This is a genomic window from Sporosarcina sp. NPDC096371, assembly GCF_044762865.1.
In the GTDB taxonomy this organism is placed as follows: domain Bacteria; phylum Bacillota; class Bacilli; order Bacillales_A; family Planococcaceae; genus Sporosarcina.
The window spans coordinates 1-12965 of sequence record NZ_JBIWFE010000003.1 but is presented as its reverse complement, the minus strand read 5'-3'; the positions used below and the strand labels follow the sequence as shown (position 1 = coordinate 12965).

At 40.8% G+C, this 12965-nt stretch carries 14 protein-coding genes; 4 read left to right on the top strand and 10 right to left on the bottom strand.

The features are described 5' to 3' along the window. Positions 1-27: 27 nt before the first annotated feature. From ACIQ0H_RS08895 to ACIQ0H_RS08880, 4 genes are all read right to left on the bottom strand, one after another. Complete coding sequence (locus ACIQ0H_RS08895; RefSeq protein ID WP_403413497.1) at positions 28-1347, bottom strand: glycoside hydrolase family 125 protein; 1320 nt, start codon at positions 1345-1347, stop codon at positions 28-30. Then, on the bottom strand, positions 1344-4043 hold the full coding sequence (locus ACIQ0H_RS08890; RefSeq protein ID WP_403413495.1) for an alpha-mannosidase: 2700 nt from the start codon (positions 4041-4043) through the stop codon (positions 1344-1346). The genes ACIQ0H_RS08895 and ACIQ0H_RS08890 overlap by 4 nt, the downstream gene beginning before the upstream one ends. Positions 4044-4309: 266 nt before the next feature. After that, entirely contained in the window at positions 4310-5269 is a 960-nt protein-coding gene (manA, locus tag ACIQ0H_RS08885) for a mannose-6-phosphate isomerase, class I (protein WP_403413493.1), read from the bottom strand. Positions 5270-5931: 662 nt separating this feature from the next. Continuing rightward, entirely contained in the window at positions 5932-6111 is a 180-nt protein-coding gene (locus ACIQ0H_RS08880) for a hypothetical protein (protein ID WP_403413492.1), read from the bottom strand. 230 nt (positions 6112-6341) lie between these two features. Here ACIQ0H_RS08880 and pssA point away from each other — a divergent pair, with 230 nt between their 5' ends. Continuing rightward, positions 6342-6875, top strand: a complete 534-nt coding sequence (gene pssA / locus ACIQ0H_RS08875) for a CDP-diacylglycerol--serine O-phosphatidyltransferase (protein ID WP_403413490.1) — start codon at positions 6342-6344, stop codon at positions 6873-6875. Positions 6876-6889: 14 nt separating this feature from the next. Then, a complete protein-coding gene (locus ACIQ0H_RS08870) occupies positions 6890-7669 on the top strand; it encodes a phosphatidylserine decarboxylase (protein WP_403413488.1) in 780 nt (259 codons plus the stop codon). Positions 7670-7827: 158 nt separating this feature from the next. Here the strand turns inward: ACIQ0H_RS08870 and ACIQ0H_RS08865 are convergent, their stop codons facing one another. Beyond that, on the bottom strand, positions 7828-8145 hold the full coding sequence (locus tag ACIQ0H_RS08865) for a spore coat protein (protein WP_403413486.1): 318 nt from the start codon (positions 8143-8145) through the stop codon (positions 7828-7830). Next, positions 8142-9017 (bottom strand): ferritin family protein, encoded by an 876-nt coding sequence (locus ACIQ0H_RS08860; RefSeq protein ID WP_403413484.1) that lies wholly within the window; start codon positions 9015-9017, stop codon positions 8142-8144. Before ACIQ0H_RS08860 ends, ACIQ0H_RS08865 begins: the two co-directional genes overlap by 4 nt. Positions 9018-9226: 209 nt before the next feature. Here ACIQ0H_RS08860 and ACIQ0H_RS08855 point away from each other — a divergent pair, with 209 nt between their 5' ends. Continuing rightward, entirely contained in the window at positions 9227-9736 is a 510-nt protein-coding gene (locus ACIQ0H_RS08855; protein ID WP_403413482.1) for a ferritin, read from the top strand. A gap of 52 nt (positions 9737-9788) precedes the next feature. Here the strand turns inward: ACIQ0H_RS08855 and ACIQ0H_RS08850 are convergent, their stop codons facing one another. The 4 genes from ACIQ0H_RS08850 to ACIQ0H_RS08835 all read right to left on the bottom strand — a co-directional run bounded on the left by ACIQ0H_RS08850 (position 9789) and on the right by ACIQ0H_RS08835 (position 11407). Beyond that, positions 9789-10313 carry a 5' nucleotidase, NT5C type gene (locus ACIQ0H_RS08850; RefSeq protein WP_403413480.1) on the bottom strand — a complete coding sequence of 175 codons (525 nt, stop codon included), beginning with the start codon at positions 10311-10313 and terminating at the stop codon, positions 9789-9791. Positions 10314-10405: 92 nt separating this feature from the next. Then, complete coding sequence (locus tag ACIQ0H_RS08845; RefSeq protein WP_403414455.1) at positions 10406-10582, bottom strand: GNAT family N-acetyltransferase; 177 nt, start codon at positions 10580-10582, stop codon at positions 10406-10408. A 27-nt stretch (positions 10583-10609) separates the two neighbouring features. Next, entirely contained in the window at positions 10610-10810 is a 201-nt protein-coding gene (locus ACIQ0H_RS08840) for a hypothetical protein (protein ID WP_403413478.1), read from the bottom strand. Between the two features lie 372 nt (positions 10811-11182). Beyond that, positions 11183-11407, bottom strand: a complete 225-nt coding sequence (locus ACIQ0H_RS08835) for a hypothetical protein (RefSeq protein ID WP_403413477.1) — start codon at positions 11405-11407, stop codon at positions 11183-11185. A gap of 378 nt (positions 11408-11785) precedes the next feature. Here ACIQ0H_RS08835 and ACIQ0H_RS08830 point away from each other — a divergent pair, with 378 nt between their 5' ends. After that, positions 11786-12592, top strand: a complete 807-nt coding sequence (locus tag ACIQ0H_RS08830; RefSeq protein ID WP_403413475.1) for a hypothetical protein — start codon at positions 11786-11788, stop codon at positions 12590-12592. Positions 12593-12965: the final 373 nt, after the last annotated feature.

Sequence of the window (12965 nt, the reverse complement as noted above, 5' to 3'; positions counted from 1 at the left end):
TCCGAATTGTCCCGTATAGAAATGTTGTTAGTTATTTTTCTGAAGTTGCTTATGAAGCGGACTTCCCTTGACAGCTTTACCAGTTAAACTTAAAACAAATTCACTGAACATCGTGTTAGCCCAAGCGAACCAATCCCGTGTAAATTCTTCCGGACAATCAGCATCGAATCCTTCATGCATGAAATTCGTACCGCCATCAGTCGTTGTGAAATACGTCAAAATTTGTTGTTTTTCTTCTTCATCAGTAGTCGTCATCCCTTGAATCGCAAGGGCAATATGCCAAATGTAGTGATCCGGCGTATGCGGACTACCAATGCCATTCGCAAATTTTCCTTCGTAATAATACGGATTGTCCCTGCTCAATAAAAACTGGCGCGTGTTGAGATAGCTCTTATCTTCAAATCCAGCATAGCCCAAGTAAGGAGCTGCCAATAAGCTTGGTACGTTCGCATCATCCATTAGATTAAAGCGTCCTTCTCCGTCCGTTTCATAGGCATACATCTCGCCGTGAATCGGATGCTCCAGCTTGGCATATTGCTCAATACCTTGCTGAATTTCTGCCTGAAGCTTTAAGCACTCTTCTTTCAAGGCTGGTTGCTGTAGCACTTCGTCACACATTTCCGCCGCATAACCTAAAACAACGACAGCAAACATATTCGCCGGTACAAGATAGCCGTATGTGCAGGCATCATCACTTGGACGGAACGCACTCCATGTCATACCAGTTGGAACGACACGCCCGCCTTTGCCATCTCGCGTTAATGTATCAGACTGGCGCACATCAGCGCGCTCAAATTTGTAAGGTGAGTTCGCTTCATGATTCTGTTCATCGCGCCATACTTTAAGTATCGTTTCCAATACTTGCGGAAGCTCCTCATTAATATGAGCAGTACGACCAGTTGACTTCCAAAACAGGTAAGCAAGCTGAAGTGGATAACAAAGCGAATCAATTTCGTACTTTCGTTCCCACGTATGCGATGTCATATCCGTCAAATCTGCCTGATGCCCTTTGCCATTTGCCGTTTCATTGAAGGCATTGGCATATGGATCATGAAGGATAAATTCAAATTGCTGGCGAATGACCCCTTCAAGCAAATCTGCTATTTCGCTATCTTCTTCAGCAGCCAACAAATAAGGACGAACTTGAGCAGCTGAATCCCGTAGCCACATTGCGGGGATATCACCAGTGATGACGAATGTTTTTCCATCTTCTTTTTTCTTCATTGTCGTTGTATACGTGTTAACAAAACATTGTTCAAACATTTGTTGTAACTTCTGGTCTTCGGGGAAAAACTCCTTGACGTGTTGGATCAATTTTTGCATGGATTCAGGAATTACAGTTGTCATAGTGATTCTCCTTTTTCAAAACCTAATGTAATAATTTCATATTTCTCAACTGGATACACATTATCCGAGTGTGTTGTTTTGTCTTCTAAAATTGTACTTTTATATGAGTGGGCATTCGCATGAACCGTCGCTTTTAGGCTTACTTGTTTTTCAGACGGATTAAACCAGCGTAGCATCACACCATCATTTTCTTCCGCTACTTTCATCGATGTCCATACAAGTCCATCTGCCTCCGTCGCAACAAACTGCCAAGTTGTCGGTAGTTCCCCTTGATGGGCATCCGTCTGTACAACAGTCATCGGTACTTTGTATTGATAAGCGTCGATAAAGGCTTGCGAATCAATCACATCTTTTTCATGTGGCAGCACTTGCCATTCTGCTGTCTGGAGTCCCAAACATTGCGCTTCCGGTGTTGGGAAGTAGCCCCAGTCACCTAATTCTGCTGTTGAACGAAGCACAGTTACAGCAATCGTGCCATCCTCCGGCAAGATTTCATATTCTTGAAGTCCATCTGTCGCAACAGTTAAGCCGAGTTGGTCATCTGACAAGCTAGAAAAACGTTGCTGGTGGTGACAGAAGCTAGGATTCTCCCATTCCTTTTCAGGCATATTCGGGCGAGTGACAATTTCAAAAATGCTGTCCGCCTGATGCGTTTCAGTCTCCAGTCCCGTTGGGAAGAGAACGCGCAAACGGTGATCCGTTGCCTGATTATCCATTGTTAACTTGAAAGTAGGTCCTTTCATCCCTTTTTCAAGAGTAACAATTGTTTGAAGTGTAATCGTTGTCATCTCACTTGAACGACCCGCTGTTCTTTCCTTATGCCAAATGAGCGCATGACGTTCTACTGCTAATTGATTGTCTGCAGAAACTGGAATCTCCAATGTATGCGTGATTTGTAATACAGTGCTCAACGCATTTTTTTCGATGACCGTAATTTCTGCCTGCGTATCTTTTGTCGTAATGGCAGCATGTCCCGCTGCTTCTTTGAACATATATTCGTTCCCAACATCACCTGTATCTTCGTAAATACCAAGTTGACGGAACGTTTTACCTGACCCTTTATGCGTTAAATCATAGGTACCGTCAGCGTGGAACAGTAGGTGGACATGCTCGTTTTCCATTTCATTTGTCGGATGCTCTTCTTGTTGCACAAGCTGTTGTTCGCCTGGTACAAGATAAAATGTTTTATAACCAAATGATGGAACATCTTCAGCGAAAAACGACAGTTTTACACGCTTCGCGAAAAATGGTTGACGGAATTTATCTTCCGGCAAGTCATAGTCGAACTCCACAGTTGGCTCCGAAGCAAATTCGAATGTCACATCATTACCTTGGTCATCAACGAGCTTGTAGCTTGGCGTTTCTTTATTTTGCAAATGAGTTGGAATTTTTTCGAAATGCATCTCAGAGAAATAAATTTTTTCAAGATCCACAACTTTCGTAACAACGTCGTTCTTATTCCAACCTGTTGTATTCATCACAACTAGTGGAATTCCATCCGCAGGTAATTGTGATGTATCAATAGCACTCACCAGCATGCGGGCATGCTCTTTCACGAACACTTCTCCCATTTGTAAAACGCTTTCAAAACGAGTAACCATTGCACGATGGACCTCGTCAACGCTACAGCCACAAATACTATCATGCGGGTGATTTTCCATTAATGTTTTCCACATAAACCGGACATATTCTCTTGGATACTTGTTACCAGTAAGATGGTTCATAGTTGCCAATGGTTCGGCTACTTTTTCTAGCAATAGTTGACATTGGTGATTCATTTGTTTCAGATAAATCCGGCTCGACGCAGTATTGACAAGTGTTGACCATCCGTCTGTCCGCTGATTGCGCAGTTCTCCTTCAATAACCTGTAGATTGTCTGGTAGAGATTCTTTTAATGCTTCGGTATATTCACTAAAGCTAGAATGTTTAAAGTCATAGTCTGGGTAAAGCTTCTTCGCCGTCTCAATTGCCTGTGGAATGTCTTTTTGCAGCGGCTGATGATCGCATCCATTCATAAATAATAACTGGTTTGTAGAAGCATATTTCTCAACGTCTTGGAGCTTTTGATCCCAAAATTCTTGTGCTTTATCCTCATCAACCGGAATTTCATTGCCGTTTGAATACCAATTGGCAAATAAAACGCCCAACACGCTAGAGCCATCTGGTGCTTTCCAAACCATTTCAGAATACGGCGATTCAAAGTCTGGCGTATCTGAGACTGTATTATTAAAGCCAGTCGGTTTCACTCCGCGCCCAAAAGCAGCGGTATCAATTCCTGCTTGTTTTAATAACTGTGGTGCCTGCCCGTAAATACCGAACGTATCAGGGAAATAACCAAGTTTAGAAGCCGGTCCATAGGTTTTAGTATCATGCAAACCAATGACCAAGTTACGGACATTTGCCTCTGAACTCGTTAGAAATGCATCTTGTAATACGTACCATGGGCCAATATGTATTTTTTTCTCCGCAATTAATTGCTTCACAATGTCACGGTTTTCCGGATGTACGGCAAAATAATCTTCCAACAGAATAGTCTGTCCATCTAGGTGAAAGGATTCGAACGCGTTTCCTTCCTCCTTAAATTGCTCAATCAAATCATTCATTAGCTTAATAAAGTAATAGCGGTGTTGCTCAAAAGGTAAATACCATTCCCGATCCCAATGCGAATGCGAGATAATATGAGCTGTTTTCTTCATAATACTACCTCCTCCAACCGTTTATATTTTCAGCGAGAAAACGCTGTCATTTCCAAATAAAAAAAACTACCTCATCGCTTACAATAAAAAAATCTTACTCTTCTTGCAATAGAATGGTGACAAGTGGCAAAGTTATTACACTCGATATAAAATTAGTCCATTGATTTGAGTTAATGGAAGTATGCCTCTTATGTTCTTTCCCTTATCAACAAAAAAGAATCCCTTCCCATGCAAAAACCCCGGTTTCCCGGGGTCCATCCTGTTTGTTATTCATGAGATACAATAAATTCCGCATTGCCTTCTAAGCTATATGTCGTAACACTATGTGGCAGGATTAAATGAGTACCCTTCTTCAAATCAAAGGATTTTCCATCAATCATAAGAGCTGCCCGCCCTTCCACAACACTCACTTGCAAGAAATCCGCGGTCATTTCACACGTTGCCTGGCCATTCAATTGCCAATGATACACAGAAAAATACTGTTCCTCCACCAACTTTTTCTCGATCAAGTCGCCATTGACCTTTTCCATTTGTTCTACTGGTGCATCCTGATGAGGAATGGTTGTCACTTGTGTGGACCTTTCCAGATGCAATTCTCGTTTATTACCCGCTACATCTGTCCGATCATAGTCATATAGACGATACGTGATATCGGAGCTTTGCTGTGTTTCAAGAATGACAATGCCTTTTCCAATAGCGTGTATTGTACCGCTTGGCACATAAACAAAATCGCCCGCTTTCACCTTCACACCCCGTAACAATTTGTCCCATTCTCCTCGGTCAATCATTTGATCAAATTCTTCTTGCGTCTTGGCATTATGCCCTAATACCAACTCCGCTCCTTCTTCCGCACTCAACACGTACCAGCATTCCGTTTTACCATATGGGACATTTTCAACAGTACGAGCAAATTCGTCATCTGGATGGACTTGAACGGACAAATCATCTGCAGCATCCAGAATTTTAACAAGTAATGGATACTCGCCTTGCTCATCTTCAGCTTTATTAAAAATCTCTTTATGCTCATACCAAGCATCTGCCAATGTTTGACCCGCAAGTGCTCCATTCATAATCTTACTCGGTCCATGCGGATGAGCAGAAATCACCCATGCCTCCCCTGTTTTGTCAGACGGAATTTCATAATCATACTCCGTGCGTAGCTTTTGCCCTCCCCAAATCCTCTCTTGTAACACAGGTTGTAAAAAAATAGGTTCGTTGTTGTACATCATCGTTTTCCTCCATTTCCATTGAGACGGTCCTTCTCATTCTAAAAAACTGCAAAGGCCATCCCTTTTTTCTACTAATTCACTTTCATAGTTTATACACATCATGCCAAGAAGTCATCCTTAACTTTCAGAATTGAATCAACCATTTGTGAGCAGAAACCTATTTTCGAACACTCTCGCAACCACTTATTGGTTACTATAACCTGCCTGATAACTACCGAAGTCATGCTCAAATGATTATATACGCGCTCTGCTTTCTAGCGAGTTTTGAAATAACCATAGAGAGCTGGAGTCGTCTTCGAAAGACCTCAGGGGCAGACTTTAAATCACTAAAATGACGATAACTACGAGCAAATGATTGATGTTTTTTGCTAGGCGTGAAAAGGATTTCAGTCATTCAGCGTTCACTTGTTCTTTTATGTCTAAATAACTCCATATACAAAAGGAATATGCCTACCACTAAAATAATTCCGATTCCACGGTGGACACCTCTGACTTCTGCTAACAGCTCCTACCTTCAAGCCTGTAGTGGACTTTCACCACCTAGCGATTCTCCATGCGGGCACACCATTAGATAAGCGCAATACCTCTCGGAGCTGAGGCTAAACACCGCGAACAAAAATAAGCTGCTGTCCGAAGACTGCAGCTCATACCGAATAGATCTATTTGTATGTTCGTTCCGATTCGCTTTTTTGTCGATCATTTTGCGTCATCGGTTCATATTTCGGATTCATATTACCGAGCTCGGCCAACTCCAAAGAAATTTCTTCTTTCATTTTGCCTGACTTTTGGCGTGAAGAAGCTGAGTTTTGATTGGCCGCATTATCCCGTTTGTTTCCCATATTAAAACCTCCCTTTACATTTTTTTGTTCTCCATTACTATGGCTCCGTTCCCACATTTTCATACAAAAATAAAGGTTCAAGTTTAAGCGCGTCATTAAATAAACATAAAGTAATCAAATCTCGCTGGAATTCACTTGCAGAACAATCTTTTCTAGCCCAGTCGTGGTATTATTATATTCACGCTTCATTATGAAAAAGATAAAAAAGTATTGTTTATGGGAGGGAATATATGTTTCTATCGAGACACTTTGATTATACGAAAATTAAAGCACAGTTAGCGAATGCCATAACATTAGTCAATCTCAGTTTTGGAGTACTTGCAATTATTCTCATTTTAAAAGGCTTAAGCCATATGAGTTTAGCATTTATTTTCCTTGCGGCATTATTTGATCGTTTTGATGGAATGGTAGCAAGACGCTACGATGCAGAATCACTATTTGGGAAAGAACTCGATTCATTATGTGATCTTGTGTCATTCGGTGTAGCTCCCGCATTGTTAATCTACCAAACAGCTTTAGAAACAACATCGTGGGTTGGCATCGTGGTGACAGTTATGTATATATTGGCCGGTGCAGTTCGACTTGCCCGCTTCAATACGACTGAATTTGATGGTGCTTTTTGTGGCCTTCCAATTACGGCGGCGGGTGTTGTGTTGACGCTCAGCTTTTTCCTCATTCCTTATGTGGAACCACTTTTCTTTATTGTACTTATAATCATGCTATCCGTATTCATGGTCAGCAATATTCGTATTACAAAAGTATAAGGCAGGGATAAGAAATGAAAAAAACACTTTTCAAGTATTTTGTCGAGCTGACGGGCAATCCAGTCGCTTCAGCCTTATTAAAATCAGTAACAACTTCACGATTAAGTCGTCCACTTATCCAACCTTTCTCCAATGCCTATCGCATCAATGAACAAGAAATGGAGCACCCCATCAGTCATTATGAAAGTTTGCAAGCCCTGTTTACACGCCAATTAAAAGAAGGTAGTCGGCACATTGACACCTCATCCAATACGATTATTTCTCCTGTCGATGGTGTTCTCAGTGGCGTTGGTAAAATAGGGGACAACCAAACTTTCCTTATTAAAAATTATCGATATCAACTAGATGAAATCATGGGAATTGCAAAAAAAGCAGCTCCCTATAAGGAAGGCTTTTATTATATTTTTTATCTGTCTCCCAGTCATTATCATCATTTCCATTATCCCATTGATGGAGAAATCGTTTCACGCTATGCACTAGGCGGCGTATCGTATCCTGTGAATAATTTAGGTTTACGCCTTGGTCAAAGCCCCTTCTCCACAAATCATCGTTTGATTTCTGAAATGTCAACGCCTTTTGGCAACGTAGCCGTTGTCAAAGTCGGTGCGCTGAATGTCAATAGTATTCAGCTATACAGCTCTTCGAAAGACTGCGTTAAAGGAGATGACTTTGGTTATTTCAGCTTTGGTTCTACCGTTATTCTTTTCATCGAAAACCATCCAAACTTCACACCAACAGTAGGCTTGGATACTGAAGTAAAAATGGGACAATCGATTGGGGAATGGGTGCAATAAAAAAGCCAGTAATTCCACTTGGTATAGCTTTCAATTCAAGCGTCAAATAATAGCAACCTGTTGTTTAGGTGGGCATTATTTGACGCTTAACTATGGAAAAATTCGATTTAACATCCATCACTGCATCAACAAAGGTCTGTTTATTCATAATACAAACACTATTTAAGTTGTTGTTTTGCGTCATTGAATTCTTGTTCAAGTGCTTTCACTTCTTCTGTAGGAGCTGGCGTAAGAGAATGCCATCCATGACGGAATTGCAAATCAACTAATTTCCTATGTAGCTGGGACGTCTCTTTTAGCATTTCTAATATGAGCTGGTATGATTTTTCGTTACTAGCAGCAAGCATAGCCGTTGTATAGCTATTCGATAGATTCCTTTCAGTTGCGAGGGCAGCTCGCAACAGTTCATTATCACTATACTTCGAGTTTTCGGGTGGTGTTGTCTGTGGATTTTCAATTTTCTTAAAAAAAGTCATTTAGTATTCCCCCCATTTTCACTTAAGAAATTCAATAGTTTATCATAGTGTTGTAGATGCGTTTGAGCTGCTTCTTTAAATTGAAGTTTTAAATCCGGTAGTTGGCAGTCCTTTCCGGCCTGGCGATATTGTTTCACGGCAAGTAAATTTGCACTCAGCAGTTCCTGTAAATAAACAATGTCCTGCGTATATACCATATACGGGGGTGTGAAGTAAGTAGGTAGTTGTTGATCATTACTAGTTTGTTGTTGTTGCTGTTGTTGTTGTTGCGGTTGATGTTGTGGCTGAGCCGGTTGCTGCTGTTGCGGCTCTTGATGTTGTGGCTGAGCCGGTTGTTGCTGTTGTTGCGGCGGTTGATGTTGTGGCTGAGCTGGTTGCTGCTGTTGCGGCTCTTGATGTTGTGGCTGAGCCGGTTGTTGCTGTTGCGGCGGTTGATGTTGTGACTGAGCCGGTTGCTGCTGTTGCGGCGGTTGATGTTGTGACTGAGCCGGTTGCTGCTGTTGCGGCTCTTGATGTTGTGGCTTAGCCGGTTGCTGCTGTTGCGGCTCTTGATGTTGTGGCTTAGCCGGTTGCTGCTGTTGCAGCTCTTGATGTTGTGGCTTAGCCGGTTGCTGCTGTTGCGGCTCTTGATGTTGTGGCTGAGCCGGTTGCTGCTGTTGCGGCTCTTGATGTTGTGGCTGAGCCGGTTGCTGCTGTTGCGGCTCTTGCGCTTTTGATTGTTCTGCTTGCTGCATGCCAGCCTGCGCAGACCCCTGTTGATGCCAAGATTCCTGTAACTGTTGTTGATGAAGTTGAATTTGTAGTTCTAATTGTCGAAGTTGTAATTGCAATTGTTGTAATTGTTGCCCTTGTATCATTTGTTCTGGATCCACGTTTTTAGCTCCCTTCATGAAACCTCTACTTAGTATGAATCCATCATTAGGAACTATACAGCGTCAATCATAATTATTTAGCATTTTCATCAAAATCGTTCTCTCAATTTTTAACATACAGATTGACCAAGATTTGATCACATTTAGTGACTGTATCAAGTAATTCGTTTAAAATAAGATGTACACCAAGAAACGGAGGAGTAAACCCTATGATAAGTCAACGATTAGCCGACGCTCTCAACCGACAACTGAACAATGAATTTGATGCCGCCCATTCCTATATGGCAATGGCTGCATATTGTGAACATAACAATTACAGTGGCTTTGCAAATTATTATCTTCAACAGGCGGAAGAAGAACGCTTTCACGCTATGAAGATTTACAACTATTTGAACGACCGTGGGATTCGCGCAAAATTCTCTGCGACATCTGAACCGAAAGTTGATTTCGACTCGATTTTGGATACATTTGAATCAGGCTTACTGCAAGAAAAAGGAGTAACAAAAAATTTCTACGAACTCACTGATCTTGCCTGGGAAGAAAAAGAACATGCTACGATTTCATTTTTGAGATGGTTCTTGGACGAGCAAGTCGAAGAAGAAGCATCTTTTGATACACATATCGAGTACCTTAAACGCATTGGTGAAGACCAAAACGCCTTGTTCATCTACGAAAAAGAACTTGGACAACGCCAATTCTCTCCTTCAACAGGAGAATAAATGATAAAGAAAACCACCCTATTCGCATTCAAGCGCAGGGTGGTTTTCTGTTTTATGATAGAAAATAAGCTGCGACCTCTTCCCAATTGTTAAGACGCGTATAACCCGTTACATTGCGATTATGTGGCGCTGTGAAAAGTATGCCTTGTCCCATAAATGTATCCAAATTACTAGGCGTATCGTCGATTAAGTAGTCTGCATGAATAATGCTTTTATCCCCGCAAAAAACGAAATTCTTTTCATTTAAAAAGCTGAAATGCTGTTTCAACCACTGATATTTTGGGGCTAGTGATGCTGGAAACTCCATTGCAGCCGTAACGATATAAATATCATAGTGAGCGCTTAACTTTTGTATCACTTCTTGACTGTCTTTGATGACCTGTAATTGGAGAAAAAATGATTCATTCGCCAAATAATGATCTACCTTATCCGCAAATCTGGCATCTAACTCGACCAACAATTTGCCTTGTAAATCTTCAGCTGTATAATTTTTGTTGTATTCTTTATTGAATAATGCTAAACAGCTTGCGCTGAAATGCGTGATTACCTCATCCATATCAATTGCAATTCGCTTCACTTCGATATCTCCTTCTTCTTATCTTCCAAAAACAATACTAATAATCCCATTACCAAAATACATACTGATGTATTTAAAATTATCCAATTAGCTTAGCCATATAATATTCGTTCACGTATTGTCCATTTACGTATAGCAAATCTTTTTTTCAGCCCTTCAATTCCAAAACCATTTTTCTGATATAACGCAACCCCGGCTGTATTACTTTCCATCACAGTTAGCTCCAGACGGTGAAGTTGATGTTCTTCCGCCCAATGATCGAGTTGCAGAAATAATTGGCTCCCTATCCCTTGCCCTCATTGTTCGGCAGAGATCCCTATGACAAGATAAGCTGAGCGCTTTGCCCTATTTGCGTTTCCAGCTACTACCATTAGATAGCCCACTAACTTCTCATGCTTTTCCGCTACTAAAATGGTTGATGCATCTTGACCAAAAGATTCAATCCGTTTACGAAATTGTTCCGCTGAAATAATTCTTTCACCCGCTTCAAACAACATGGAATCCGATGTCTTCTCTACTTCCTCGATTAGACGTACTAATTTCTCCGCGTCCGTTAGTCTTACTTTCCATGCCTAACGCAGAAAATAGAAAACGCCTGAAACCATTATACATCAAGGGTTTCAAGCGTCACCAAAAAATAAGTTAGTCAGGTTAGTGGGCTTTATGCGAACTGTCGACTTACAGCCTCTCCCACCGGATGAAGCTTATTGAGGGCTATCCCAAAAGTCTCGACAATGACTTTTGGGATGGCTCTTTATGTTCCGACACCAACTGAATTCAACAATTGAAAATTAATATTCAAATAGCCCAACTGGTTCATATACTGAACTGGCTGGGCTTCTTTTTTATGCTTATGTTTTTACCTACTTTTAGGATTCCTTTTTGTTCAATCCTTGCAAAAGTGCATCCTTCATTATGTCCGTTTCCATTTCCTGCATGGCTATGTATTGCAATGATACAGCTGAATTGAATATGTCCGCATGACTTACTTTTATCAGCAATTTTTCTTGTATCATTTCTTGTATTGTATTCAGCTTTTTCTTTGTAGCATCATCGAACCGCACGGATACCACGTGACTATTCTTCTTTGACAAGTCCACACACCCTTTTCAGCATCAATACCACAACTTATTAATTGACTACAAATGACTACGCGTGTTAAATTTATTCCTGCTCTTAGATACAAGCAAACTTGCTTAATGGTTGATGTTGGTTAAAACCAGAGTAGTATATTCCCCCTATTCATAGCATATAGGGCAGTTGCAACATCAATTTTCATTATTCCTACTTATAACTATTACATATATCGGGTTGTTACCGAACATTTAAATGATAGCTGGTGAAATACATACTATTAAATTATTTTCACGGTAATTCTAGTTGGGGCATGGTTGAAACTTCCCACTGATTCAGAAGCACCTCAACGACACACAACACAGACAATCACACATACAGAATAGGGGAAATTAATCATGGCAATGGGAACTAAATCAATCGTAGCAACAGGAATTGTTGTTGGTGGTCTTACAATTGGAACACTAGCATTTACTGGTACGGATTCACTGAACAAGGTGGGAGACTATGCAAAAGACTTCAAGGACAAGATTATGAACCTTGATATGTCCCTTACTTCTTGGAAAGATGCATTCAACAATCTAAAGACCGATGCAGAAGCAGAGATTGCCGAAGCTAACGCACTTATTTCAGGTAAAAATATAATCATAGACGGTTTGAAAGTTACAATTGCAGAACTTGAAGAACAGATTGCACTGGGTAGTGGTAACACTGAAGCACTTACAGCTGAAATCGAACGCCTATCTTCAGAACTGACACGGGCAAATAATGAAGTCGCTTCCTTGCTTGCTAAAACAGAAGCTATCCATACAGAAGTTGCTAGTATTGGTCTAGCGGTTGAAGAAGCACCAGCCTATAAATTGACAGGGATTATAGACAACGGCACTGTCACAACACCACCAGCATTTGATGTTAGTTCTATTCTTTCACAAACAAGTCAGAGCACAATGAAGGCAATGGGAATCAGAAATATCAGCAATATAAAGAAAGATAATGCGTCAGCCGTTGCGATCTATGCTGATGCTGGTTTTGATTACAATTCTTCAGCTGTCTACAATGAAAGAATAGCTTTTAAAAATAGTGTTGTACCTGAATTACTAAAGTCAGTTTTCGCTGATACTTACAATAAACAAGGCACTATCGCTATCTACACACATGAAGGCGTATTACAGGGCAAATACCTTAACGGTAATTGGTCAAAATAATAAGCAATAACCCGTTTGAATCGGTGGTAAACCTTGTTATAGGGTTGTAAGGCGTAGACCTTGCATCTGAAATCCTTGTGACTGTTCAGCCAATAGCACCTATTTTATTCTCCAGCCAGTGGCATCCTTTCATCAGGGTGTCACTATTTTTTTATGCCCCTTGGCTTAACGCCTGATGACCTATACACTTGAATATTAAATGGCCCGATTGTTGATCACAAGTTAAACAACACTGTTCAACTAAACTCCCTCTATAAACATTAATGTATCAACGGTTTCCATCACTTCTTGATGAATAGAAAATAATTTTTCACTTCATTTATAAACAGTGTTTTGAATTTATAGTTATAATTTACAAGCTAGGTGTACGCTC